Origin of the sequence: Planococcus sp. SSTMD024, assembly GCF_041320495.1 — a bacterium.
Taxonomy (GTDB): Bacteria; Bacillota; Bacilli; order Bacillales_A; family Planococcaceae; genus Planococcus.
On record NZ_JBGGNS010000022.1, the window covers coordinates 708,446 to 732,509 of the forward strand.

Annotated in this window: 26 protein-coding genes and 1 riboswitch; of the genes, 24 read left to right on the plus strand and 2 right to left on the minus strand. The window is 51.4% G+C overall.

Annotated elements, in window-relative coordinates:
* Window positions 1–120: 120 nt before the first annotated feature.
* On the minus strand, window positions 121–870 hold the full coding sequence (gene hemQ, locus AB9R92_RS12325; protein ID WP_370669730.1) for a hydrogen peroxide-dependent heme synthase: 750 nt from the start codon (window positions 868–870) through the stop codon (window positions 121–123).
* 172 nt (window positions 871–1,042) lie between these two features.
* Here hemQ and lipL point away from each other — a divergent pair, with 172 nt between their 5' ends.
* From lipL to AB9R92_RS12340, 3 genes are read left to right on the plus strand one after another with little or no spacing between them, the layout of a single operon-like run.
* The gene (gene lipL, locus AB9R92_RS12330; RefSeq protein ID WP_370669731.1) at window positions 1,043–1,864 is read left to right on the plus strand and encodes an octanoyl-[GcvH]:protein N-octanoyltransferase; all 822 of its coding nucleotides are present in this window, start codon (window positions 1,043–1,045) and stop codon (window positions 1,862–1,864) included.
* 48 nt (window positions 1,865–1,912) lie between these two features.
* Window positions 1,913–3,217, plus strand: a complete 1,305-nt coding sequence (locus tag AB9R92_RS12335; protein ID WP_370669732.1) for an HD domain-containing protein — start codon at window positions 1,913–1,915, stop codon at window positions 3,215–3,217.
* Window positions 3,218–3,724, plus strand: a complete 507-nt coding sequence (locus tag AB9R92_RS12340; protein WP_370669733.1) for a YwgA family protein — start codon at window positions 3,218–3,220, stop codon at window positions 3,722–3,724.
* A 51-nt stretch (window positions 3,725–3,775) separates the two neighbouring features.
* Here AB9R92_RS12340 and AB9R92_RS12345 read toward each other — a convergent pair whose 3' ends face one another.
* Window positions 3,776–3,961, minus strand: coding sequence for a 2-hydroxymuconate tautomerase (locus AB9R92_RS12345; protein ID WP_274843321.1), 186 nt, complete (start codon window positions 3,959–3,961; stop codon window positions 3,776–3,778).
* Between the two features lie 64 nt (window positions 3,962–4,025).
* Between AB9R92_RS12345 and AB9R92_RS12350 the strand changes: the two genes are divergently transcribed.
* The 21 genes from AB9R92_RS12350 (at window position 4,026) to AB9R92_RS12450 (ending at window position 24,047) form a co-directional block, all read left to right on the plus strand.
* Window positions 4,026–4,541, plus strand: coding sequence for a YwhD family protein (locus tag AB9R92_RS12350; RefSeq protein WP_370669734.1), 516 nt, complete (start codon window positions 4,026–4,028; stop codon window positions 4,539–4,541).
* A 427-nt stretch (window positions 4,542–4,968) separates the two neighbouring features.
* Window positions 4,969–5,802 carry a spermidine synthase gene (gene speE / locus AB9R92_RS12355; protein ID WP_211655052.1) on the plus strand — a complete coding sequence of 278 codons (834 nt, stop codon included), beginning with the start codon at window positions 4,969–4,971 and terminating at the stop codon, window positions 5,800–5,802.
* A gap of 1 nt (window position 5,803) precedes the next feature.
* Entirely contained in the window at window positions 5,804–6,676 is an 873-nt protein-coding gene (gene speB / locus AB9R92_RS12360; RefSeq protein WP_370669735.1) for an agmatinase, read from the plus strand.
* 457 nt (window positions 6,677–7,133) lie between these two features.
* A complete protein-coding gene (locus tag AB9R92_RS12365) occupies window positions 7,134–7,544 on the plus strand; it encodes a YwiB family protein (protein ID WP_370669736.1) in 411 nt (136 codons plus the stop codon).
* The gene (gene argS, locus AB9R92_RS12370; protein WP_370669737.1) at window positions 7,541–9,202 is read left to right on the plus strand and encodes an arginine--tRNA ligase; all 1,662 of its coding nucleotides are present in this window, start codon (window positions 7,541–7,543) and stop codon (window positions 9,200–9,202) included. Before AB9R92_RS12365 ends, argS begins: the two co-directional genes overlap by 4 nt.
* Window positions 9,203–9,246: 44 nt before the next feature.
* Window positions 9,247–9,430: riboswitch (cobalamin riboswitch) on the plus strand.
* 89 nt (window positions 9,431–9,519) lie between these two features.
* Window positions 9,520–9,786 (plus strand): hypothetical protein, encoded by a 267-nt coding sequence (locus AB9R92_RS12375; RefSeq protein ID WP_370669738.1) that lies wholly within the window; start codon window positions 9,520–9,522, stop codon window positions 9,784–9,786.
* Between the two features lie 184 nt (window positions 9,787–9,970).
* Window positions 9,971–10,948: an ABC transporter substrate-binding protein gene (locus tag AB9R92_RS12380; protein ID WP_370669739.1), complete on the plus strand. Its 978-nt coding sequence runs from the start codon at window positions 9,971–9,973 to the stop codon at window positions 10,946–10,948.
* Window positions 10,941–11,933 carry a FecCD family ABC transporter permease gene (locus tag AB9R92_RS12385; RefSeq protein ID WP_370669740.1) on the plus strand — a complete coding sequence of 331 codons (993 nt, stop codon included), beginning with the start codon at window positions 10,941–10,943 and terminating at the stop codon, window positions 11,931–11,933. Before AB9R92_RS12380 ends, AB9R92_RS12385 begins: the two co-directional genes overlap by 8 nt.
* A complete protein-coding gene (locus AB9R92_RS12390) occupies window positions 11,934–13,394 on the plus strand; it encodes an adenosylcobinamide amidohydrolase (RefSeq protein ID WP_370669741.1) in 1,461 nt (486 codons plus the stop codon).
* Entirely contained in the window at window positions 13,391–14,344 is a 954-nt protein-coding gene (gene cbiB, locus AB9R92_RS12395) for an adenosylcobinamide-phosphate synthase CbiB (protein ID WP_370669742.1), read from the plus strand. The genes AB9R92_RS12390 and cbiB overlap by 4 nt, the downstream gene beginning before the upstream one ends.
* Window positions 14,331–15,407, plus strand: a complete 1,077-nt coding sequence (locus AB9R92_RS12400) for a pyridoxal phosphate-dependent aminotransferase (RefSeq protein ID WP_370669743.1) — start codon at window positions 14,331–14,333, stop codon at window positions 15,405–15,407. Before cbiB ends, AB9R92_RS12400 begins: the two co-directional genes overlap by 14 nt.
* A complete protein-coding gene (locus tag AB9R92_RS12405) occupies window positions 15,389–15,937 on the plus strand; it encodes a bifunctional adenosylcobinamide kinase/adenosylcobinamide-phosphate guanylyltransferase (protein WP_370669744.1) in 549 nt (182 codons plus the stop codon). Before AB9R92_RS12400 ends, AB9R92_RS12405 begins: the two co-directional genes overlap by 19 nt.
* 11 nt (window positions 15,938–15,948) lie before the next feature.
* Window positions 15,949–16,719, plus strand: a complete 771-nt coding sequence (cobS, locus tag AB9R92_RS12410; protein ID WP_370669745.1) for an adenosylcobinamide-GDP ribazoletransferase — start codon at window positions 15,949–15,951, stop codon at window positions 16,717–16,719.
* Window positions 16,692–17,276, plus strand: a complete 585-nt coding sequence (locus tag AB9R92_RS12415) for a histidine phosphatase family protein (RefSeq protein WP_370669746.1) — start codon at window positions 16,692–16,694, stop codon at window positions 17,274–17,276. Before cobS ends, AB9R92_RS12415 begins: the two co-directional genes overlap by 28 nt.
* The gene (locus AB9R92_RS12420) at window positions 17,228–17,647 is read left to right on the plus strand and encodes a bifunctional adenosylcobinamide kinase/adenosylcobinamide-phosphate guanylyltransferase (protein WP_370669747.1); all 420 of its coding nucleotides are present in this window, start codon (window positions 17,228–17,230) and stop codon (window positions 17,645–17,647) included. The genes AB9R92_RS12415 and AB9R92_RS12420 overlap by 49 nt, the downstream gene beginning before the upstream one ends.
* The gene (locus tag AB9R92_RS12425) at window positions 17,619–18,209 is read left to right on the plus strand and encodes a cob(I)yrinic acid a,c-diamide adenosyltransferase (RefSeq protein ID WP_370669748.1); all 591 of its coding nucleotides are present in this window, start codon (window positions 17,619–17,621) and stop codon (window positions 18,207–18,209) included. The genes AB9R92_RS12420 and AB9R92_RS12425 overlap by 29 nt, the downstream gene beginning before the upstream one ends.
* 2 nt (window positions 18,210–18,211) lie before the next feature.
* Window positions 18,212–18,685, plus strand: a complete 474-nt coding sequence (locus AB9R92_RS12430) for an ECF transporter S component (RefSeq protein WP_370669749.1) — start codon at window positions 18,212–18,214, stop codon at window positions 18,683–18,685.
* Entirely contained in the window at window positions 18,682–19,359 is a 678-nt protein-coding gene (locus AB9R92_RS12435; protein ID WP_370669750.1) for an alpha-ribazole-5-phosphate synthase, read from the plus strand. Before AB9R92_RS12430 ends, AB9R92_RS12435 begins: the two co-directional genes overlap by 4 nt.
* 300 nt (window positions 19,360–19,659) lie before the next feature.
* Complete coding sequence (locus AB9R92_RS12440) at window positions 19,660–21,801, plus strand: (Fe-S)-binding protein (RefSeq protein WP_370669751.1); 2,142 nt, start codon at window positions 19,660–19,662, stop codon at window positions 21,799–21,801.
* Window positions 21,802–21,999: 198 nt separating this feature from the next.
* Window positions 22,000–23,193 carry an acetyl-CoA C-acetyltransferase gene (locus AB9R92_RS12445; RefSeq protein WP_370669752.1) on the plus strand — a complete coding sequence of 398 codons (1,194 nt, stop codon included), beginning with the start codon at window positions 22,000–22,002 and terminating at the stop codon, window positions 23,191–23,193.
* Between the two features lie 2 nt (window positions 23,194–23,195).
* Complete coding sequence (locus AB9R92_RS12450; protein ID WP_370669753.1) at window positions 23,196–24,047, plus strand: 3-hydroxybutyryl-CoA dehydrogenase; 852 nt, start codon at window positions 23,196–23,198, stop codon at window positions 24,045–24,047.
* Window positions 24,048–24,064: the final 17 nt, after the last annotated feature.

The window sequence follows — 24,064 nt, forward strand, 5'->3', positions numbered from 1 at the left end:
GTGCCGCAGAAAGTATGGCGAAAACAAGAAAAATGAGAGTTTTTTTAAGAACTGCCAATGAGGTTCCATAGACGAAAAAATGCCGCTCCCCAGTAAAGGGGAGCGGCATGATGGCTGTATTTAGACTTCGAGGAATTTCACGGTTTTTTCTTTGTCGAGAATCGTGCCGACGTAGAACGAACCGAATTCGCCGTAGCGTGCGGAGACTTCATCGAAACGCATTTCGTAAACAAGCTTCTTGAATTGGAGAACGTCTTCTGCAAACAGCGTAACGCCCCATTCGTAATCATCGAATCCGACAGAGCCGGAAATGATCTGTTTGACTTTGCCTGCGTAGCTGCGGCCGATTTTGCCGTGTGACAGCATCAAGTCTTTGCGTTCCTGCATCGGCAGCATGTACCAGTTGTCGTTGCCTTCGCGGCGCTTGTCCATCGGGTAGAAGCAGATGTACTGCGAGCGTTGAAGCTCTGGGTACAGGCGCGAACGGACATGCGGGTTTTGGTAAGGGTCTTCATTGCTTTCGCCTGACAGGTAGTTCGACAATTCCACGACAGAAACGTAAGAATAAGTCGGGACTGTGTAAGCGATCAAAGTCAATTTATTGTATTCGGTTTCGAGCTCACGCAATTCATCCATCGTTTCACGCAACAGCATGAGCATGAGGTCGGCTTTTTGGCCGATGATGGAATAAAGGGCGTGGGCACCCGTTTTGTTTTCGTCCGCTTGGTTAACTTTTTCCATGAAATTATTGAACTCGTCGATTGCGAATTGGCGCTCTTTGTCGTCGAGCATTTTCCACGCGACCCAGTCCATTGAACGGAAATCGTGGAGCACGTACCAGCCGTCTAATGTGATTGCTGCTTCATTCATCAGTAGAACACTCCTTTTATGTGAATCTGTCTTCCATAGTTTATCATATGCAAGACGTAAGTTCCTATCCGAATGCGGCCTGTCACCAATTCGACATGGGCATAGTGCCTTTTCAGCCTGCACCGAAAAGGGTAAACTGAAAAGAGTGAACTTAACAGAGGAGAATGACAGCATGGCTTTATTTATGGAAGACAAGAAATGGCGCTTTTGGGACCAATCCTTGAGCGCGCGCAAACGGTCGGCGCTCGAATCGTTTGCGGCGGACGACACGCTATGTGAACTGGTCGGCTCGCAAAAAAGCCCGCCGACCGTCCGGACCTGGGTACACGACAACACGGTCGTCCTTGGCATCCAAGACCATCGCTTGCCTCATATCGAACAAGCGATGGCGGTCCTAGAAGACAATGGCTACCAGGCAATCGTCCGGAATTCCGGCGGCCTAGCCGTTGTTCTTGATTCTGGCGTGTTGAACATTTCCATCGTCCTGTCGGAAAAAGAAGGCGCCATCGACATTCCGCAAGGCTACGATATGATGGTCGAACTCGTCGAAGCGTTGTTCCCGGAAGCGGAGATTGACGCCTACGAAATCGTCGGTTCGTATTGCCCCGGAAGCTATGACCTGAGTATCGGCGGCAAGAAATTCGCCGGCATCTCCCAGCGCCGCATCCGCCGCGGTATCGCGGTGCAAGTATATTTGTGCATCGAGGGAAGCGGTGCGGAACGGGCGGAAGTGATCCGAGAGTTTTACGAAGCGGGCAAGCAAGGGGAAGAGACGAAATTCAGCTATCCCGAGATCCAACCGGAAGTGATGGCGTCGCTTAGCGAACTGCTCGGCCGCGACATCACAGTTCCTGAAGTTGTGCTCGATTTGCATGCGCTGCTCGGCTCGCCGTCGCCGATGCCGCTTCAGGAAGATGAATTTGAGTTGTATTCGTTTTATTTGAAACGGGTGCTTGAACGCAATGAAAAAATGCTCGAACGGACGCTTGAATGAGCGTTTGATTCCTGTAAAATAACCAGTACGATTCGAGGAGGAGTGCCCGTGAGCTACGCGACACAGAAATTAGCTGAAGAAAAAGTGTTTAAAGATCCGGTTCACCGGTATATCCACGTACGCGACCAGGTGATTTGGGACCTCGTCAATTCGAAGGAATTCCAACGCCTGCGCCGCATCAAACAACTCGGGACATCCTACCTCGTCTTCCACGGCGCGGAGCATAGCCGCTTCAGCCATTCGCTCGGCGTCTATGAAATCGTCCGGCGCATCTCGGACGATGTCTTCCACGGCCGGCCGGAATGGGACGAAAGCGAGCGCTTGACGGTCTTATGTGCAGCGCTTCTTCATGATCTCGGGCATGGCCCGTTTTCGCATTCATTTGAAAAAGTATTCAATGTTGACCACGAGGAATTCACCCGTGCGATATTGACTGGCGATACGGAAGTTAATGGCATTTTGAGTAAAGTATCCGCTGATTTTCCGGCGCATGTAGCGGAAGTCATCGCCAAAACCTATTCGAATAAACAAGTCGTGTCGCTCATTTCCAGCCAAATCGATGCCGACCGGATGGATTATTTGCAGCGCGATGCGTATTATACAGGCGTTTCCTACGGCCATTTCGATATGGAGCGCATCTTGCGCGTCATGCGGCCGCTCGATGACCAAGTCGTCATCAAATCGAGCGGCATGCATGCGGTCGAAGACTATATCATGAGCCGCTACCAGATGTACTGGCAAGTGTATTTCCATCCGGTCGCGAGAAGCGCTGAAGTCATCTTGCGGAAAATCTTGCAGCGTGCCAAGGAATTGAGCGAAAGCGGCTACGAATTCCAGCAGCCGCCGACCCATTTTCTCGCCTTTTTCGACCGCAGCTTCACGCTTGCCGATTATTTGGCGCTCGATGAAGGTGTTTTGATGACCTACTTCCAGTTGTGGATAAACGAACGCGACCCGGTCCTCGCCGACCTGTGCGACCGTTTCGTCAATCGCCGCCTATTCCAATATGTCGATTTCGATCCCGGAACAGATTATAAAAAGCTTGGGGAGCTTTCGGCTTTGTTCAAGAAAGCGGGCATCGATCCGGAATATTATTTGATCGACGACTCGACTTCCGATTTGCCTTACGATTTCTACCGCCCGGGGGAAGAGGAAGAGCGCCTGCCGATCCAGTTATTGATGCCAAACGGCGATATCAAGGAATTGTCGAGGCTGTCCCAGATTGTCGATGCCATTTCCGGCAAACGCCGAACCGACTATAAATTATATTTTCCAGCGGAACTGCTCATCGATGGCAAGAAAAAAGCCATCAAGCAGCAAATCCTGGAGATGCTCAGAGAAGGAGGGATCTAGTTGCTCCAAGAACATGCAAGAATCGTCGATTTTATCGCGACGGCCGAAGGAGTAACCGGCCGCAAGAAACTGCAGAAAATGGTCTATATCATGAAAAAGCTCAATGTCCCGTTCAAGGAGAAATACGAATTCCATATTTATGGGCCGTACTCGGAAGAATTGACAGCGCGTATCGAGGAATTATGCGATATGGGCTTTTTATCGGAATCGCTTGAAGACAAAGGTTCTTATGTACAGTATAAATACGCCGTAACGGACGAAGGCATGGAATTTTGCAATGCTGTTGGCGCTTCCATCCCGAAAAATCCCGAAGCGGCGGCTTTACTCAATGCCAAAAGCGCGCGTTTCCTGGAACTGGCCTCAACGCTTCTATATTTCGGCCATCTAGAGCGCGGCAAACAAATTGCCAAATTACATAGCGTCAAAGGCAAGCTCAACTTCACCGAAACTGAAGTCGAAGAAGCCTATCGCTTTCTTGACGAACTCGAGCAATTGAAACTTTCATAAACTGAGCTCATTTATTTGAGCATAAAAAAACTCCCCTCGGGGAGTTTTTGTCTACTCGTCGTTCAATAGCTTGCCGTTGACCGCGTATTCGCTTTTCTTCAAGTCTTCAAGGAACACAAAGACCTTCTCCGGCGGGGCATCGATTGTTTCGGATACAGCGGCTGTTACTTTTTCGACGAGTGCGCGTTTTTGCTCTTCTGTGCGGCCTTCGAGCATTTTGACAGTTACGTATGGCATAATGGATGCAGCTCCTTTTCATTGGATGTTATGCTAATCATATCAGAATGGAGGAATTGTACAAATGGCAAATGAAGAAAAGCCCAAAAAGAAATTGGGATTCACCATCATAAAAGACGACCCGACAGACGGGCATAAAGGCTATGGCATCGGATCCTTGTCACTTGAGAACGTCTCGCCGCTCATCATCGACGTCGAAGAACAAGACGCGGTGCTCGATATCGGCGCGATGCACGCAAGAAGCCAAACGGAGCGCGGCATCAAATTCACGACCAACCGCGAAGACTCCGAGGGCGGAAAAGATTATTGGCTTGTGTGGATCACCATCGACTTCAATCCGGCGGGCCCTTATTATGCAGGCGTCACGGCTTGTGAAATGGTCGTCAACCGAGAAAAGCGCCGCGGCTATAAGATCTTGGCGGACCACGTCAATTTGATGGACAAGTCGATGAAACGGAAAATCATCGTCGACCATATGGACGCACCGTCGAAAAAAGTGCTCGCCGATTATTTGAAGACCCATAATCCTGAAATGTGGGAACGCAGCCTCGAACAATTGCACAATGACTTGTCACAATAAAAGTGGATTCTTGAACGAAATGTGAAACCTGAAATTCGGTGCTTCAGGCAGTTGAAGTTAAGCCGAAAAGAAAGTAAACTGAGAGTACAGCTTTTCATCTAGAAAGCTAGGACACCTGATAGCGGGCAAGTGCTATGAGCCATTGCGACAAACCCAAGCCCAATGCCTCATGTCACTTTCTCCGCGCCCATCAGGCCAAAAAGGTTTTCTGTGCAGGGAATCGATTCCCTTTGCAGAAAGCCTTTTTTGTATGCATTGAAACACAATCTCGACTAAGTCTTACCACTGCGTCGGTCACATTCGCCGTGCATAGTCCACGCCAAATCGGGTAAAGAACAGTGGTGGAAAAGAGTATTGCACTTTTGCGGAAAACACTTATACTTTGTAAAGTGATTTCAATCTATTAAATAAAGGAGTTTGATTATACATGGCAGGATTCTGGTATACCGAAAAACAAACCGAAAACTTCGGCATTACAATGAAAATCAATAAAACGCTTCATACAGAACAAACTGATTTCCAATACTTAGAAATGGCTGAAACAGCTGAATGGGGCAATATGCTGTTCTTGGACGGCATGGTCATGACCTCTGAAAAAGATGAATTTGTCTACCACGAAATGGTCGCGCACGTCCCGCTATTCACTCACCCGAACCCGGAGAACGTCTTGGTTGTCGGCGGAGGAGACGGCGGCGTCATCCGTGAAATCCTCAAGCACCCGTCCGTGAAAAAAGCGACGCTTGTCGATATCGACGGCAAAGTCATCGAGTACTCGAAGAAATTTTTGCCATCGATCGCATCCGGTTTGGAAGATGCGCGTGTTGAAGTAATTGTCGGCGACGGCTTCATGCACATCGCGGAATCGGAAAACGAATTCGACGTCATCATGGTCGATTCCACTGAACCGGTCGGTCCGGCAGTGAACTTGTTCTCGAAAGGCTTCTATGCAGGCATCTCGAAAGCCTTGAAAGAAGACGGCATCTTTGTGGCACAATCCGATAACCCATGGTTCACGCCGGACTTGATCAAGCAAGTGCAAAGCGACGTTAAAGAAATTTTCCCGATCACGAAATTATACCTTGCAAACATCCCGACATACCCAAGCGGGTTGTGGTCGTTCACGATCGGTTCAAAAAAATACAACCCACTGGAAGTGCCGGCTGAGCGTTTCCACGACATCGAAACAAAATACTACACGCCGGAATTGCACAACGCGGCATTCGTGTTGCCGAAATTCGTGAAAGATTTGACGGGTGAATAAGATGCGTTTTGACGAAACTTATTCAGGAAAAGTATTCATCAAAAGCCACCCGAATTATGAAGAGTCCAAAGCAGTCCTTTACGGCATGCCGATGGACTGGACCGTCAGCTACCGCCCGGGATCCCGTTTTGGCCCGAACAAAATCCGCGAAGTGTCGATCGGGCTGGAAGAATACAGCCCGTACCTGGACCGCGAACTTGAAGACGTGAAATTCTTTGATGCAGGCGATATCCCGTTGCCATTCGGCAATCCGGAAAAATCCCTTCTCGAAATCGAGACGTATGTGCACACACTTTTGGCGGATGGAAAAATCCCAATGGGCATGGGCGGCGAGCATTTGGTCTCTTTGCCGGTCATGAAAGCGGTCGCGAGCCACTATGACGACCTTGCCATCATCCATTTTGATGCGCATACGGATCTTCGTGAAAACTACGAAGGCGAAGAATATTCGCACTCAACGCCGATCCGTAAAATTGCCGATCACATCGGACCGAAGAATGTTTATTCGTTCGGCATCCGTTCAGGCATGAAAGAAGAATTCGAATGGGCGAAAGAGCAAGGCATGCACCTATACAAATTCGAAGTGCTCGAGCCGTTGAAACAAGTACTGCCGACACTCGATGGACGTCCGGTTTATATCACAATTGATCTGGACGTACTCGACCCGGCACATGCACCGGGTACGGGAACGGTCGACGCAGGCGGCATCACATCGCGTGAACTGCTCGCATCGATCCATGCCATCGCCGCATCGGGCGTCAACGTCGTCGGCTTCGATCTCGTCGAACTCGCGCCGGTGTACGATCATTCCGATCAAACTGCCAACACAGCAAGCAAACTCATCCGCGAAATGATCCTCGGGTGGGTTAAATAAGAAAAGCGCAAGCGCCCATGTAGATTCGACGGGCATAAGACGGTCTGGCGAAGCGGCGCTTTTCAGCCGCACAGCCAGAATGGCTTATGACCCCGAGAATCTGGGCGCTGCAGCTAGACAATAAGAAAAGCGAAAGCGTCTAAGAGCGGAAGCTAAGCTAAATGCGCGACGTCCTGTCGCAACGCTTAGCTGACTCACATCCTGTGAGCCCTCGACAGGCGTAAGACGGATGGCCGAAGCGGCGCCCTTTGCCGCACAGGGCAGTTCCATAAACGAAAACAAGGCCGGCCTGAATTTAACAGGCCGGCTTTGTTTTTGCCTAAAACTAAATTGCGGCAACAGAGAGCCTTTTTTTATTTGCAGGGGCATCGAAGGAGCCGGCTCGGATTAGATTGAAAAAACGGCATCAGTCGGGCTATAATGAAAAGGTTATTATTAATCGGAAAGGCGGATGCATATGAAAAAATCGGTGAAAATCAAATTGACGACGATCATCCGCCAGCCGGGTGCCGAAGATCAAGTGATGGAACTGCGTTCAGAAGGCGTTTTGACCGAGAAAAACGGACGCCGCTATCTGCAATACGAGGAGCGGCAGGACGAGCTCGATATCCGGACAACGGTCAAACTCGGTGAAATAGATGCCGTCGTGATGCGCAGCGGAGGCTTGCAGATGCGCCTGCCGTTCCTGTTGGATAAGGAACAGACCGGCAATTTGCGCCATGGGGAAGAATCGTTCATGCTGACGACCAAAGCGCATGAACTGATCATGACGGAAAGCCGTTTCAAAGTGCGCTATGACTTAGCGCTCGGAAACGATTTTGCCGGCGAATACGAAATGGAAATACAGTTTACGGAGGGAACCAAATGAACGCAGTAGAACAAGTACAGCAAAATATTAAACAGGCGATTGCCGAAGCGGTTCAAAAAGCGGGACTCACAGAAGAAACGGTCCAGGTCCAATTGGAATCGCCGAGAGATAAAGCGAACGGCGACTATGCGACAAACGTGGCGATGCAACTGACGCGCCTCGCGAAAAAGCCGCCGCGCGCAATCGCAGAAGCCATCGTTGAAAACTTGGACACACAGTCAGCGAATATCGAAAAAGTCGATATCGCGGGCCCTGGCTTCATTAATATCATCATCAAAAAAGATTATTTGAACGATGTCATCAAGACGGTACTTGAGCAAGGCGCGGAATATGGCCGCTCGAATTCGGGCAACAGCCAGCGCATCCAAGTTGAGTTCGTTTCCGCGAACCCGACTGGTGATCTTCACTTAGGGCATGCCCGCGGGTCTTCTGTCGGCGATTCCATGTGCAATATTTTGGATCTGGCCGGCTATGACGTATCCCGTGAATATTACATCAATGACGCCGGCAACCAGATCAATAATTTGGCCTTGTCGATTGAAGGGCGCTATTTTGAAGCTTTAGGCAAAGGCGAAAGCATGCCGGAAGACGGCTACCGCGGCCAAGATATTATCGATATCGCGGCTGATCTTGTTAAAGAACACGGCGATAAATTCCTTCACATGACGAAAGAAGAGCGTTATAAAGCATTCCGTGAGCACGGCTTGAAAGTGGAGCTGGCGAAACTGCAGAAAGACTTGGCCGATTTCCGTGTCCATTTCGATGTGTGGTATTCGGAAACCTCCCTTTACGAAAACGGCAAGATCGACGCAGCCTTGAAAAAACTGCGGGACAACGGCCATATTTACGAAGAAGACGGCGCGACTTGGTTCCGCTCGACGACATTCGGCGACGATAAAGACCGCGTGCTCATTAAAAACGACGGCACGTACACATATTTGACGCCGGATATCGCTTACCATGAAGATAAAATCCAGCGCGGCTTCGACAAACTCATCAATATTTGGGGAGCTGACCATCACGGCTACATCCCGCGCATGAAAGCGGCGATCGAAGCGCTCGGTTATGACCGCGATACGCTTGAAGTGAGCATTATTCAAATGGTGCAATTGTATAAAGACGGCGAAAAGATGAAAATGAGCAAACGTACCGGCAAAGCCGTCACGATGCGCGAATTGGTTGAATTGGTAGGGCTTGACGCTGTCCGTTATTTCTTTGCGATGCGCTCGGGTGATTCGCATATGGATTTCGACCTGGACTTGGCCGTTTCCCAGTCCAACGAAAACCCTGTTTATTATTCCCAGTACGCACATGCGCGCATCTGCTCGATCTTGCGCCAGGCAGCGGAGCAAAACTTCACCGCTTCAATTGACCATCTGGAGCTGTTGACGGACGAAAAGGAAATCGAAGTACTGAAGAAAATCGGCGATTTCCCGCAAGTGATTGCTGACGCTGCAAAACTCCGTGCGCCTCACCGCGTCACGACGTATATCCATGAATTGGCCTCGAACTTCCACAGTTTCTATAACGCCAACAAAGTACTCGATGCCAGCAATGAAGAATTGACGCGTGCACGCCTTGCCCTGATCGAAGGGGTTAAGACGACACTCGCAAACGCCTTGAAGACAGTCGGCGTCCAAGCACCTGAAAAAATGTAGAAGACAATTAGAACTTTCGGTGTATAATGGAGTCATCAAATAAACTGAATAGCAATCATGAAGGTGCTTATGTCTAAGAACATGAGTTAAAAGGGAAGCCGGTGCGATTCCGGCGCGGTCCCGCCACTGTATGTGAGAGCGAACTGCAACAAAGCCACTGGAAATTCCGGGAAGGCGCAGCGAGCGATGATCACAAGCCAGGAGACCTGCCTTCATGAACACCGAACCGAAAGCTTGCGAGGACAGGCCGGACGCGCAAGCTTTTTTGCGAACCGTCCTGTAAATCCCCCGCAGTTTCACTGCAGGGGATTTTTTTAATGAAATGTGCAAGCGCCCGTGTAGATTCGACAGGCATAAGACGATCCGGCGAAGCGGCGCTCTTTGCCGCACAGCCGGAATGGCTTATGACCCCGAGGAGTTGGGCACTGGAACTAGACAAGAAGAAATGTGGAAGCGGCCGTTATGCCTCGACAGGCGTAAGACGGATACCCGAAGTGGCGTTTTTCAGCCGCACAGGGCAGTCGGCTTACGACCCGAGAGGCAGGCCGCTGGAGCTAGACAATAAGAAAAGCGAAAGCATCTAAGAGCGGAAGCTAAGCTAAGTGCGCGACGTCCTGTCGCAACGCTTAGCTGACTCACATCCTATGAGCCCCCGACAGGCATAAGACGATCCGGCGAAGTGGCGCTCTTTGCCGCCCAGCCTGAGTGTTGCTTATGACCCGAGCGAGCGCTTGGTAGGGAAAATACAAAACATCAGGAGGAATAAACATGAAAAATAGATGGAAATTTGGGACAGCTGCAGGAATGGCCGCCATTGTACTGGCTGGATGCGGCGACGGTGCGGCGCCTGTCGAAGATCAAGATGTAGAAACACCGGCTGAACCGCCTTCGGAAGTAGCGGAAGCGGAATTTCCGGTCACCTTAGTCGACGCCATGGGCGATGAAGTGGTCATTGAAGAAGAACCGGAATCTTTCGTTTCGATGATTCCTTCCAATACGGAAATCGCTTATGAACTTGGGCTGGGCGAAAAAATGGTTGGCGTTTCGGATTTCGACAATTACCCGGAAGAAGCAGCGGATCTTGAAAAGATCGGCGGCCAGGAATTCAATGTAGAAAAAATCATCAGCCTGCAGCCGGATGTCGTTTTGGCCCATGAATCAGGGCTCGGCATGGGAACTGAAGGATATCAGCAGCTGCGTGATGCCGGATTGAATGTCTTTGTCGTGGAAAATGCAGAAACATTTGACGAAGTATATGAAACGATTTCCGTTATCGGCCAAGTGTCAGGCGCAGTGGAGGCAGCAGACGGGTTAATCGAGGAAATGGAAACGCAAGTCGCGGAAGTTGAAGAACTGGCGGCTGGTGTCGATGAATCCAAATCGGTCTTCGTGGAGATCGGCAGCGAACCGGAACTCTATACAGCCGGCACGGGTACGTTCATCCACGAAATGCTGACAATGATTCAAGCGGAAAATGTCGCAGGGGGGCAGGAAGGCTGGATCAGCATGGATTCGGAAGCAGTCGTTGCGGCAAACCCTGACATCATCATCACGACAGAAGGCGGTTATATCGAAAATGCTGCTGAACTGATTAAAGAGCGCAGCGGTTATGCCGATGTGACGGCTGTTCAGGAAGATGCCATTCATGAACTGAATCCCGATACCGTCACTCGCCCAGGCCCGCGTTTGACGGAAGGCTTGATGACGTTGGCAGAAGTGATTTATCCGGAGACCTTCGGTGAGTAAATCTGTACTCGCCTACGTGGTCTCCCTGGTGTTATTGGGCGGGGCAGTAGTGCTTGGCGTAACGGTCGGAACGGTGCCGATTTCACCGGCGGTTATCTGGAATCCTTCTTCGGACGAAGCGGCGGCGAATATTTTATGGAATATCCGCATGCCGCGTGTGGTGCTTGCGGGACTGGTCGGTGCGGCACTTGCGATTGCGGGCGCAGCTTTTCAAGGCTTGCTGAAAAACCCGCTCGCTGATCCATATACTTTGGGAGTGTCGTCCGGTGCCGCTGTCGGTGCCGTGATGACGCTTTTTTTCGGCATCTCCATCCCATTTCTCGGTCTGTTCACATTGCCGGTCATCAGCATGATCGGCGCTTTGATCACGATGCTCGCCGTCATGGGCTTTGCACGGCTTGTCGACCGCTCGATGAAGATGGAAACGGTTATTTTGACCGGCATCATCTTCAGTTCATTCCTGGGGTCGATCATGTCTTTGATGATCGCATTGACCGGGGAAGAACTGCGGCAGATCATCGGCTGGCTGCTTGGCAGCGTGTCGATGCGCGGTTGGCCCTATGTCCAGATGGCGCTGCCGTTTGTGCTTGTCGGTTCCTTCGTCTTATGGCTTTACCGCCGGGAATTAAATGCGATGCTGTTCGGGGAAGAACGTGCACAGCATCTGGGCGTGGACGTCAAAAGGAGCAAGCTGGCGATTTTGATCGGCGGATCGGTCCTGACCGGATCGGCAGTTGCCGTTTCCGGGACAATCGGTTTTGTCGGCTTGGTCGTCCCGCATATGACGCGCCTTGTCTGGGGCTCTGACCACCGCCATGTGCTGCCCTTATCGTTCATCAACGGAGCTGCACTTTTGATCGTTTGCGACCTGGTGGCACGGACGATCATTTCACCGACCGAATTGCCGATTGGCGTTATCACCGCGTTTATCGGGGCGCCGGTCTTTGCATTCATCTTTTTCCGGCAACGCAGAGGAGGGCTTTAAATGTTGCAAATTGAAAACCTGTCAGGCGGCTACGGCGACAAGAAAATCGTCGACCGCATATCATTTGGTGTTGAGAAAGGCCGTATGCTCGGCATACTCGGGCCGAATGGCAGCGGCAAATCCACCTTGATGAAATTGATCAGCGGCGTCTTGGAGCCGACATCCGGCGTTGTGCGGGTTGACGGCCGGCCGGTCGGCGATTTCCCCGCTAAGGAACTTGCCCGCAAGATGGCAGTCTTGCCGCAGCTTCACGCGCATGCTTTTTCGCACACTGTCCGTGAAACGGTTTCTCTCGGCAGGTATCCGCATCAAAGCGGCTGGTTTTCCTCTTGGTCCGCGGAAGATGAAGCGGCCGTCCAGGAAGCGATGCAGCTCATGGACATCAGCCACTACGAATCGACATTGCTTGAGGAAATGTCAGGCGGCGAGCAGCAGCGCGTCTTCGTGGCGCAGGCACTAGCACAAAACGCAGCAGTCCTGCTTCTGGACGAGCCGACCAATCATCTCGACATCAACCATCAGAAAGAATTGCTGGATACCATCAAAAAACAAGCAATCGAAAAAGAATTGACGATCATCTCCATCTTCCATGACATCAATCTGGCATCGATGTATTGCGACGAATTGTTATTGATGGACGAAGGAAGCATCGTCCGAAAAGGGGAGCCTCACGAAGTCGTCCGGACGCATGACGTCGAGTCTGTCTATCAGACACGCGTCAGCAACCATCCTCATCCGGAGCTGCCGAAGCCGCAGATCACACTGTTGCCGGGCGTGCGCAGAAAACCGGCGGGACTGAAAGTGAGAGCCGAAGATTTTCTCGTGACGCCGGAATTTGTCGCTTACCAAAGCCAGCTTCCGCTGAAAACTGTTTCGTCTGCCGTCGTCAATGCGGGGTCAGGCTGGTTCCGCAATTTCCTCAATCGACGTGTCGATGCCAGCTATAATATCGACAATAGCTACGAGGAAATGGTCGATTATATCGAAGACAGCGGGTTGAAAGCGACGGATACCGTGGCAATGATGACCGCTGTCCGAACAGAGCATGCCATTGTCCGTGAATATAAAGCAGATTTCGGCAACATCGTCGTAGCGGTGACGGCCGGTGTCGGAAACGGCGTCGATGTGTCGCAGGCAGTGGCGCGTGAACAGCGCGTCGGCACGATCAACACGTGGATCATGGTCAACGGCATTCTGTCGGATGAAGCTTTCATCCAAGCGATGATCACGGCGACCGAAGCGAAAACGAAAGCCTTGCAGCATGAAGAAGTCATCGATCCCTTGACCGGAACGATCGCGACGGGCACCTCAACCGATAGCTGCCTGGTCGCCGCTACGCAGCAAGGAGAAGCGCTGCCGTATGCAGGCCCGATCACGGAAGTCGGGAAGCTGATCGGCACGGGCGTTTTCGAATGTACCGTGGAAGCGATCCACCTGTACCGCGAGGCGAAAAAAGCATGATCCACCATGTGCTGGCCATCGGCATCGGCCTATTGCTTGACCGCCTAATCGGCGATCCGCCCGAATGGCCGCATCCTGTTCGCTGGATCGGCACCTTGGTCGATGGGTTAAAAAAACGGATGAATGTACCACGGCATGCGTTTCGCAACGGCTTTGTCATGCTTTTGATTGTATTGGCGATAGTCGCAACCGCTACGATCGCTATCGTTGCTGTTGGCTATGCGATCCATCCGGCGATCGGAATTTTAGCCGAAGCGCTGTTGATCGCTTCTGGCTTGTCGCAGAAAAGCTTGAAGCAGGCAGCGGAAGATGTCTATACGCCGCTCCTCCAAGGCGATTTTGCGCTCGCCCGGAACAAGCTGTCGTGGATTGTCGGGCGCGACACGGAAACTTTGGGAGAAAGCGAAATTACCCGCGGCGTTGTCGAAACGGTTTCTGAAAATACAAGCGATGGCATCACCGCTCCGATGTTTTGGGCGCTAGTGTTCGGCGCGCCGGGGCTTTGGATCTACAAAGCGGTCAATACATGCGATTCGATGGTCGGCTACAAGAACGAAGAATTCCGTGATTTCGGTTTTGCTTCTGCCAAATTCGACGATGTGTTGAATTACGTGCCGAGCCGCGTGACCGGCTTGTTGATCGTATTATTCACCCGAAACGAAAGCGGCATGCCCTTGAAACAACGCCTGTCGATCTGGCTGCGCGATGCCAGGAAACATCCGAGCCCAAACAGCGGCTGGCTGGAAGCGGCAACGGCCGTGCAGCTTGGCATCGAACTTGGGGGCGTCAATTCCTATGGCGGCGTCCGATCGATCCGCGCTAAAATGGGCGAACCGCTAGTCAAACTTGAAGCGAAACACATCAAAAGCGCAGTCAGCCAGATGAATATTGCCGCAATCAGTTTTTTCGCACTGATTGCAATAGGGGGAATCGTGCTTGAAATTGCCTGAACACGGAGCCAATCCACACCGCCTCTATGAACAAGCGGGGCATAAGCCACCTCCGGAAGTGATCGATTTCAGTGAAAATGTCCATCCATTCGGCCCGCCACAATTTTTGCGAGAGCACTGGGCAGATTTTTTCGATTTGCTGTCTTCGTACCCGGACCCGCAAGCGGAACCGTTCCGTACAGCGGCGGCCGACTACCACGGTGTCGAAAAAGAACGGGTTGCTGCTGGAAACGGCGCAGCCGAAATTTTTACGTGGCTCGCAAAGCGCTACCGAGGCAAACGGGTGATGCTGGTGGAACCGGCGTTTTCTGAATACCGGAGCACCTTGGAATCCGAGTTAATCCATATATTGGAAATAAAATTAAATAAAGGAAACGCTTGGCAATTGCAACTGGAAGACGTAAAAGAACAGGTGGCAAATTGCGATGCATTTTATTTGTGCAATCCGCATAATCCGACCGGGCGCTTGTTGGGCTTGGCGGAACTCGAAGAAATCGCCGCGTTGTGCAAAGGAAAGTGTGAGCTGGTCATCGATGAAGCGTTTATTGATTTTATCGGGGAACGTGCTTCGTTCATTCCGCTGTTGAAACAGTATGCGCATGTAATCATCGTCCGTTCGATGACCAAAATGTATGCGCTTGCGGGTCTTCGGCTCGGCTACGTCATTGCCGAGCCTGGTGTCATCCGGGAATTGACAGGGGAGTCGGCCCATTGGAATGTCAACGGTTTAGCGGCCGCAGCCGGTGCCCGCTGTTTTTCCGAAGAGCTGTACCGGGAGCACGTAATTGCTGCGGCTTCTGGTGAACGCGCGAAAATGGAAGATTTTCTGGAGACGATAGGCTGCCCAGTCGTGCCCTCAGCTGCCAACTTTCTTTGTTTTCAATTGCCCGATCCGGAGCGTTCGGAACCGTTTTTCCGTGCAATGCTAGACGCGGGGATCGTCTTGCGCCATACCTATTCATTTAAAGGGATGGACGGCAAATGGTTTCGCATCGGCATGAAAAGCGCCTCAGCAATGGAACGGCTGAGAAAGGAGATGGATCGATGGTTCCAGGAAAATTAATGTTCATATCTGGAGGTGTGCGCAGCGGCAAAAGCGCTTATGCCGAAACGCTTGTCCGCCAAGCGAACGGTGAGCGCAATGTATATATTGCCAGCGGTATCGCGCGTGACCCGGAAATGGCTGAACGCATCGCACGCCACCGCAAAGACCGTGCACAAGACGGCTGGTGGACCATCGAACAGCCCCAGCAATTATCCGAAGCGTTGCCGTTCATCCGACAAAATGACGCGGTGTTATGGGATTGCGTCACCACTTGGCTAGCAAATGAACTCTATGAAGGGTTTGAACAAGGCAGTTTATGCGCCAACACGCCTGGCTGCATGGAGCAGAAATGGCAGGGGCTAAAAGACACCATTGAGTCGATCTGTGCGAAAGCCGTTTACTTTGCCGTCGTTTCCAACGAATTGCTTGATGAACCGCTTGTCGATGAAACCTATCAGGAATGGCTCGGAAAAATTCACCAATGGCTCGCAAGCCGTGCAGACCATGCGATTGAAATGGAGAATGGTCTTGCAATTCGAAGAAAGTGAAGGTGATGCGGATGGCGAATCAAACGCTTGGGGGCTTGCTGCTCGCATTCCAATTCTTTTCATCCATTCCGGTACATAAAGAGATCCCGATGAAAAAGCCGCAAGTGACGGCCATGTACAGCTTGTTGCCTGTGGTCGGATTAGTGATGGCGGCAGTGGCTTCAGCCGTGATCTGGCTAATGCAAGAAACCACTGATATCGGCCCGTTAATGATTGCGTTTTTGCTGGCTTCATTATTTTGGGCAATAACCGGGGGGCTGCACCTGGATGGGCTGGCGGATACCGGAGATGCTTATTTTTCATACCAGAACAAGGACAAGCGCCTGGAAATCATGGGAGACCCGCGGATTGGCGCATTCGGGGCAATGGTGCTGGTTTTTGCGATTGTCGGAAAGATTATAGTGCTTGCGGAACTGATTCCGTCTGTTTCACTGATTGCCCTGGCCGCTGTCCCGGTTGTCAGTCGGATGGGGCTCTCAGTTTTATCGATCATTGCAAAGCCGGCAAAAACAGAAGGGTTAGCGGCTTATTTCCAGCGCTTGATCGACTATAGAACGCTTATGGCCGCAATGGCCGCCTGGTCGCTGGTTGTTCTCGCCGTGCTGTTCATATTCTGTGGATGGGCCGTGGCACTCTCCTTTTCGGTAGCTGCAATCATTGCGACATTTGCCTATAAGAAATGGTGTGACAAGAATTTCGGTGGTGTTACGGGCGATTTGCTCGGGGCATACGCGGAAGGAATGGAGCTGTTGTTATGGGGAATGCTTTTGTTCTTCATCTGATCCGCCACGCGCCGACCGCCGGCAATGTGGGAAAAGCGTATATTGGCTGGACCGATGAATCGGTGTTGCCGTTCGAAGCAAAAGTGGATCATAATACCCGTCTCGTGTGGGGCAGCGATTTGCTGCGCTGCCGGCAAACGGCGCGTCTCCTGTTTCCGAACGCCCACTATAAAGCGAATGCCGATTGGCGGGAATTAAATTTTGGAGATTGGGAAAAAAGGACGTATGACGATTTGCAATCCAATGAACGCTACCGCAATTGGATTGATGACCCCGAGACGATACAGCCGCCAAACGGGGAAAGTTTTCAGCAACTGGCCGAACGGGTCGACCGGGCAATCAAAGCTTTTCCCGAAACTGGAGACTTTACGGTCGTCACTCACGGCGGGCCAATCCGCTACATTTTGTCCAAAGCAAACGGACAGCAATTCTTTTCCCAGCAAGCAGCGCATGCGCATTGCTATACCATCACATGGGCGAGCAAGTCGGCGTACAAGGAGGGCCAGCCATGCATATCGTATTCGGCGGAGCCTTTAACGGCAAACGCGCGTATGTAAAAGAAAATATGAAGCTTGAATCAAGTGTTTGGCTCGAAGGCGAACTTCCAGGGATGGGTGAGCCCGCAGTGATCGCGGGATTGGAGCGATGGATCCGCAAGCAGCTGGAACAAAAGCGCCCAGAACAGGACATATTAGCGGCGATCCGCGAACTTGCGGAAAGCGGGGGTGAACGCATCTGGATTTTGACTGACATCAGCCGCGGCATTGTGCCAATCGATCCGCTTGAGCGCGAGTGGCGCGATGTCACCGGCCGGAGTTATCAATATTTATTCGGCAAAGCGCAGCACATCACACGCATTTGGTACGGCATTCCACAAACAATCAAAGGAGATGGTCGAGATGAATATTTACACGAAAACCGGGGATAAAGGGCAGACGGGGTTGATCGGGGGGCGGACGGATAAAGACAATCCGCGCGTGGAAGCATACGGCACGATCGATGAGGTGAATTCATTTATCGGAAAAGCGATGACAGAACTTGATCGTGCTGTGTTTGCCGATCTATTGGAAGATTTGCAGACGATCCAAAACGAACTGTTCGATTGCGGCGGCGATTTAGCGGATGTCCGCAATACGCCGCAATACAAGACCAATGACGAATCGGTCGAACAGCTGGAACGGCGCATCGATGTGTTGATGGACGAGCCGCCGCTTCTCGAGCGTTTCATCCTTCCGGGAGGCACGCCCGCTGCAGCGACTTTGCATATCGCACGCACAATCACACGGCGTGCGGAGCGCCAGACCGTAAGCCTGGCGAAAGCTGGCGAAGAATTCCCAGCGGTTATCCAGCGCTATTTGAACCGGTTGTCCGACTATCTTTTTGCGGCAGCGCGCGTTGCCAATTCACGCATGGATGTAGCAGACAATGAATATGTGCGCAGCGCCAAAGTTTTCAAGAACGGTGGGCGTTCGAAAAAGCGGGAGGAATGACAATGAAAACGCAAACGATTGCCCTGGCAGCTGTTTTTATCAGCTTGTCCGCAATTGGCGGCATGGTAAAAATCCCGCTCGGCATTGCGTCGATTGCACTTGATGCCATGCCGGCGCTCGTTGCCGCGCTGTTCCTTACAGCACCGCTTGCCGGCTTTGTCGCAGCGGCGGGCCACCTGTTATCGGCTTTGTTCGGCGGCATGCCGCTCGGACCGTTTCATCTATTGATCGCGCTGGAAATGTTTGCCGTCGTCTGGCTATTCGCGAAACTGCATCGAAACGGCAAGACGGGGTGGAAATGGGGCGCATTCATTATCGGAAACGGCGTGTTGGCGGCCGTGCCGTTTTATTTCCTGTTATCCCCTGCATTTTTCTATGCTTCCGTCCCGGGATTGCTGCTGGCCGCAACGATTAACGCCGCAGCCGCTGCACTTGTCGCCCCATTTGTTACAGAAGCTGCGAGGAGATTGGCTTGAGGCGCAACGAATTGATGGTTGACGGGCTGGTCATCACAACGGACAATTCCGCGGCAATCGGGGAGAAGCCGCACGACATCGTAAACGCCCTGGATGAAGTCGCCGCAAAGTTCGCCGCGCGTGTCGCACTGGCGGAACAATGGGCGGCTGGAGGAGAAGCAACTGCCATCCTGCTCCACAATTTCAGCGGGGAGATGCATTGGCCGCGCTACGTCTCGGGGATTACGCAATTATTTTCCGAGCTCGACGTGCCGGTGCCGCCGGTGTCAGGAAGCACGGAGAGCAATATGGAGACGCTGCAATCGGCGCTGGCGGTGACGATCATCGGGCGCAAGCTTCGCGAGCTTGCTGATCCGCATGAGCTTGAATGGTTCATTTACGGAGAACCGATCGTCGGAAAAGCGGTCATCAATCATCCGGAGCGGATCGCCGATTTGCGGATCGTAAAGAACGCACTCGACCGCAATCAAATCGAACGCATCTGGCCGATCGGATCCCAAGGTATCGGACAGGAAGCGGAAAAGCTGTTTGGCCGCAAGGTGCCGCTAGCTAAAGGGATTTCTGAAGAAGCATCAGGCGGCCCTGCGACTTGCTTGTTGGTCGGTGTTCAAACAAGCAAAGTCCAGGAAGCAAAGCGCCTGTTCGGAGAATATTTTCGCAAATTGATTGAATAGCTCATGAGCCGCCTATCCAGCGGCTATTTTTTTTTGGAGAAAAACAGCTGGTAAAGGGAATAATGAAAGTTATGCCGATGCCGGAAATAGTTACTTCAATTGTTTTGGCGTGCAGGAATACAGTGAGGGCGCGTGGAATATCAGTAATTGGAAATTATATTTCGGCGGTGCTGTAGATTTCTATTGACTGAATGCTCATTCACTTTTAAACTAGAACATAGTATCGACATTCTGCCGCAGTTCACGTAAACTTTAGATAAGAATCGGGGATTTACACATTCAACAAGGGGGGACTACACGATGGAGTTTTTGCTCATCGCTAACTGGGTTTTATTTATACTTGTAACCGCTTACGCTGTTTACTTGTTCATCTACTTGCTGAAGTCGCGCTATGATTACATCAAGCTCGGCAAAAAAGTGGATTTCGAAGAAAACTTCAATGAACGGGTCCGCAAAGTAATGGTCAACGTGTTTGGCCAGAAGAAATTATTGAAAGATAAAAAGAGCGGCATCATACACGTGATGTTCTTCTATGGCTTCCTGCTTGTTCAGGCAAGTGCCATCGATTTCATCATCAAAGGCTTATCGCCGGATTCGCATTTACCGCTTGGCCCATTGTATCCGGCATTCACATTGTTCCAGGAATTCGTGACCTTGACGATCCTGGTCGCTGTTGTATGGGCGTTCTATAGACGCTACATTGAAAAGCTGGTCCGTTTGAAGCGCGGCTGGAAATCAGGGCTTGTCTTGATCTTCATCGGCGGCTTGATGGTGACGGTTCTTGTCGGGAACGGCATGAGCATGATCTGGCACGGCCACGAAGGTGCTTGGACAGAACCTGTCGCAAGCGTTATCGCAGCTGGATTCGCTTGGCTGCCGGAAACTGCTGCAGCGACCATCTTCTATATTATGTGGTGGGCGCATCTATTGTTCTTGTTGACGTTCTTAGTCTACGTCCCGCAATCAAAGCATGCCCACTTGATCTTCGGGCCGGTCAACACATGGTTCCACCGTTTGGATCATGTCGGCCGCTTGAAGCCAATCAATTTTGAGGATATGGAAGAAGAAAACGAAGAAGATCCAGACGCCATGCCGACATTCGGCGTCGGGAAAATCACCGATTTCACGCAAGCCCAGATGATCGATTTCTACGCTTGTGTAGAATGTGGGCGCTGCACGAACATGTGCCCGGCCACCGGAACCGGCAAAATGCTGTCACCGATGGACCTGATCACGAAACTTCGCGACAACCTGACAAACACGGGTGCTGTCATGACCCAGAAAAAACCGTGGGTGCCGGCGATGGCATTCAGCAATACGCAAGGCAACCAGTTGGCGATGGCTGCCGGCGCTGAAGGCATCTCTATCGATGAACTTTACAGCCCGAGCTTGATCGGCGACGTCATCACGGAAGAAGAAATCTGGGCTTGTACAACTTGCCGCAACTGTGAAGACCAATGTCCGGTCATGAACGAACACGTTGATAAAATCATCGACCTTCGACGTTATCTTGTCATGACGGAAGGCAAGATGGATAAAGATGCACAACGCGCGATGACCAACATTGAAAAACAAGGCAATCCATGGGGCTTGAACCGCAAGGAAAAAGAAAACTGGAGAGACGCTCGACCGGATATTTCAATTCCAACGGTAAAAGAAGTCAGCAAAGCTGGCGAAGAGTTCGAGTACTTGTTCTGGGTTGGTTCAATGGGCTCATTCGACAACCGTTCACAAAAAATCGCGCTTTCCTTTGCGCGCTTGATGAACGAAGCAGGCGTCAAATTCGCGATTCTCGGCAATAAAGAAAAGAACTCCGGCGATACGCCGCGCCGTCTCGGGAACGAATTCCTGTTCCAGGAACTCGCGACTGCCAATATTAAGGAATTTGAAAAAGCAGGCGTGACGAAAATTGTGACGATCGATCCGCATGCTTACAATATCTTTAAAAATGAATACCCGGATTTCGGCTTTGAAGCAGAAGTCTATCACCACACCGAAATGCTCTTTGACCTTGTCCAGCAAGGCAAATTGAAACCGCAGCATGCGGTGAACGAGAAAATCACTTTCCACGATTCCTGCTACCTCGGCCGTTACAACGATGTCTACGATGCACCGCGTGAGATCCTGAAAGCGATCGAAGGTGTTGAACTTGTCGAAATGGTCCGCAATCGCCAGGATGGCATGTGCTGTGGAGCCGGCGGCGGCTTGATGTGGATGGAAGAAGATGCCGGACACCGCGTCAACGTTGCCCGCACTGAGCAGGCGCTTGAAGTGAGCCCGACCATGATTTCATCCGGCTGCCCGTACTGCTTGACGATGCTGTCAGACGGAACGAAAGCAAAAGAAGTCGAAGAACAAGTCGGCACATACGATGTCGCTGAGCTTCTTGAGATGGCAGTTCTCGGAAAAGACGCACCGCCAGTTGAGGAAATCGTTCAATAATAATAGATTTGCCAACTGACAGAAAATTGAGTAGAATAACAGCATAGAGAAAAAAGAAGGGAGTGCTACACTCCCTTTTCTTATGTAAACAAGTCGAGCGAGCGTTCAGTCAACCAAGAAAAGCAAAACCAGCCGAATGAGGCTGAAAAAATTTTAGCTATTATGAAAACGTTTCCAAAATATGAGGAGGAATTGTAAATGGCAAAAACGGTCATCATCGATGGGGCACGTACAGCATTCGGGAAATTCGGCGGGGCACTCAGTTCATTCACCGCAAGCGACCTTGGGGCAGCGGCGATCAAAGAAGCACTGAAGCGTGCAGAAGTAAATCCAGAAGAGGTGCAAGAAGTCATCATGGGCAATGTCTTGCAGGCAGGGCAAGGTCAAATCCCATCCCGCCAGGCAGCCAAAAAAGCCGGCATCCCCTATCACGTAAAATCTGAAACGATTAATAAAGTATGTGCATCCGGTTTGCGTTCTGTCACACTAGCCGACCAAATCATCCGCTTGGGAGACGAGGAATTAATCGTCGCAGGCGGCATGGAATCGATGTCGAATGCGCCTTATTATTTGCCGAAAGCACGTTTTGGCCTTCGCATGGGCGATTCGCAAGTTGTGGATGGCATGGTCCATGACGGCTTGTCGTGTTCATTCCACCCAGATAAAGTGCATATGGGCACATACGGCAACTCAACGGCAGAAGAATTCGAATTGACGCGTGAACGTCAAGACGAATGGGCAGCCCGTTCCCATGAACGCGCAATCAAAGCGCGCGATCATTTCTCAGGAGAAATCACGGCAATGGAAGTGCCTCAACGAAAAGGCGATCCAATTACTGTCGACCAGGATGAAGCGCCGCGTGAAGGCACAACGTCGGAAGTGTTGGCGAAACTGCGCCCGGCATTCGGAAAAGACGGCACAATTACGGCTGGTAACGCACCAGGGATCAATGACGGAGCGGCAGCACTCGTGTTGATGAGCGAGGAACGCGCCCAAAAAGACGGGAAATCCGTATTGGCTCATGTAGTCGCCCACACCGAAGTCGCGGTCGAGCCGCATCGCTTCCCGGAAACGCCAGGAATCGTCATCAACGAATTACTCAAGAAAACCGGCAAGTCTTTGGAAGAAATCGACTTGTTCGAAATCAACGAGGCATTTGCTGCCGTGGCGCTCGCAAGTTCAAAAATTGCAGGGCTCGATGAAGAGAAAGTCAACGTCAACGGCGGATCCGTCGCACTTGGCCACCCAATCGGCGCAAGCGGGGCACGCATTATCTTGACGCTAGCTTACGAATTGAAACGCCGCGGAGGCGGCATCGGGATTGCCGCCATCTGCTCAGGCGGCGGGCAAGGCGACGCTGTAATGATTGAAGTACCGAAAGGGGAAAATTAAACATGTCTATCCAAAACGTCATGGTCATCGGAGCCGGCCAAATGGGCTCCGGTATCGCGCAAGTCTGCGCGCAAGCTGGATTTAACGTAAAACTGAACGATATGAAACAAGAAGCCTACGAACGCGGCATCGCCAATATCACAAAAAACTTGTCGCGCAACGTCGAAAAAGGGCGCATGACCGAAGACGAAAAATCACAAGTGCTCGGACGCATCCAATCTTCTTTGGATTTGAAAGATGCGCACGATGTCGACATCGTCATTGAAGCCGCTGTTGAAAACATGGAGATCAAATCGACGATTTTCAAGACTTTGGACGAAGTGGCGCCAAAGCATGCCATTCTCGCATCGAACACATCTTCACTTCCGATCACGGAAATCGCGGCAGCGACAAACCGCCCGGAACAAGTCATCGGCATGCATTTCATGAACCCGGTACCGGTGATGAAATTGGTCGAGATCATCCGCGGCCTTGCAACAACGGATGAAGTGTATCAGGCAGTTGAAGACATGACGGTGAAATTATCGAAAACGCCTGTCGAAGTGAACGATTTCCCTGGATTCGTTTCGAACCGCATTTTGATGCCGATGATCAATGAAGCGATTTTCACGCTGCAAGAAGGCGTCGCGACAAAAGAAGCGATCGATGAAGTGATGAAGCTCGGCATGAACCATCCGATGGGGCCGCTTCAATTGGCTGATTTCATCGGCCTGGATACCTGCCTCTACATCATGGAAGTGCTGCACGACGGATTCGGCGACAGCAAATACCGTCCAAGCCCGCTCCTGCGACAATACGTAAAAGCCGGCTGGCTCGGCAAAAAGACCGGACGCGGTTTCTACGAATACAACTAAGATTTAGGGGGAGCCGT

Excerpts from the sequence above, each read along its gene's own strand:
- cbiB (WP_370669742.1), top strand. The coding sequence starts at position 13,391 with ATGATCCACCATGTGCTGGCCATCGGCATCGGCCTATTGCTTGACCGC.
- AB9R92_RS12440 (WP_370669751.1), top strand. The coding sequence starts at position 19,660 with ATGGAGTTTTTGCTCATCGCTAACTGGGTTTTATTTATACTTGTAACC.
- hemQ (WP_370669730.1), bottom strand. The coding sequence starts at position 870 with ATGAATGAAGCAGCAATCACATTAGACGGCTGGTACGTGCTCCACGAT.
- cobS (WP_370669745.1), top strand. The coding sequence starts at position 15,949 with ATGGCGAATCAAACGCTTGGGGGCTTGCTGCTCGCATTCCAATTCTTT.
- AB9R92_RS12390 (WP_370669741.1), top strand. The coding sequence starts at position 11,934 with ATGTTGCAAATTGAAAACCTGTCAGGCGGCTACGGCGACAAGAAAATC.
- lipL (WP_370669731.1), top strand. The coding sequence starts at position 1,043 with ATGGCTTTATTTATGGAAGACAAGAAATGGCGCTTTTGGGACCAATCC.
- AB9R92_RS12350 (WP_370669734.1), top strand. The coding sequence starts at position 4,026 with ATGGCAAATGAAGAAAAGCCCAAAAAGAAATTGGGATTCACCATCATA.
- AB9R92_RS12405 (WP_370669744.1), top strand. The coding sequence starts at position 15,389 with ATGGTTCCAGGAAAATTAATGTTCATATCTGGAGGTGTGCGCAGCGGC.
- AB9R92_RS12430 (WP_370669749.1), top strand. The coding sequence starts at position 18,212 with ATGAAAACGCAAACGATTGCCCTGGCAGCTGTTTTTATCAGCTTGTCC.
- AB9R92_RS12420 (WP_370669747.1), top strand. The coding sequence starts at position 17,228 with ATGCATATCGTATTCGGCGGAGCCTTTAACGGCAAACGCGCGTATGTA.
- speE (WP_211655052.1), top strand. The coding sequence starts at position 4,969 with ATGGCAGGATTCTGGTATACCGAAAAACAAACCGAAAACTTCGGCATT.
- AB9R92_RS12415 (WP_370669746.1), top strand. The coding sequence starts at position 16,692 with ATGGGGAATGCTTTTGTTCTTCATCTGATCCGCCACGCGCCGACCGCC.
- AB9R92_RS12365 (WP_370669736.1), top strand. The coding sequence starts at position 7,134 with ATGAAAAAATCGGTGAAAATCAAATTGACGACGATCATCCGCCAGCCG.
- argS (WP_370669737.1), top strand. The coding sequence starts at position 7,541 with ATGAACGCAGTAGAACAAGTACAGCAAAATATTAAACAGGCGATTGCC.
- AB9R92_RS12380 (WP_370669739.1), top strand. The coding sequence starts at position 9,971 with ATGAAAAATAGATGGAAATTTGGGACAGCTGCAGGAATGGCCGCCATT.
- speB (WP_370669735.1), top strand. The coding sequence starts at position 5,804 with ATGCGTTTTGACGAAACTTATTCAGGAAAAGTATTCATCAAAAGCCAC.
- AB9R92_RS12425 (WP_370669748.1), top strand. The coding sequence starts at position 17,619 with ATGAATATTTACACGAAAACCGGGGATAAAGGGCAGACGGGGTTGATC.
- AB9R92_RS12345 (WP_274843321.1), bottom strand. The coding sequence starts at position 3,961 with ATGCCATACGTAACTGTCAAAATGCTCGAAGGCCGCACAGAAGAGCAA.
- AB9R92_RS12450 (WP_370669753.1), top strand. The coding sequence starts at position 23,196 with ATGTCTATCCAAAACGTCATGGTCATCGGAGCCGGCCAAATGGGCTCC.
- AB9R92_RS12445 (WP_370669752.1), top strand. The coding sequence starts at position 22,000 with ATGGCAAAAACGGTCATCATCGATGGGGCACGTACAGCATTCGGGAAA.
- AB9R92_RS12375 (WP_370669738.1), top strand. The coding sequence starts at position 9,520 with ATGAAATGTGCAAGCGCCCGTGTAGATTCGACAGGCATAAGACGATCC.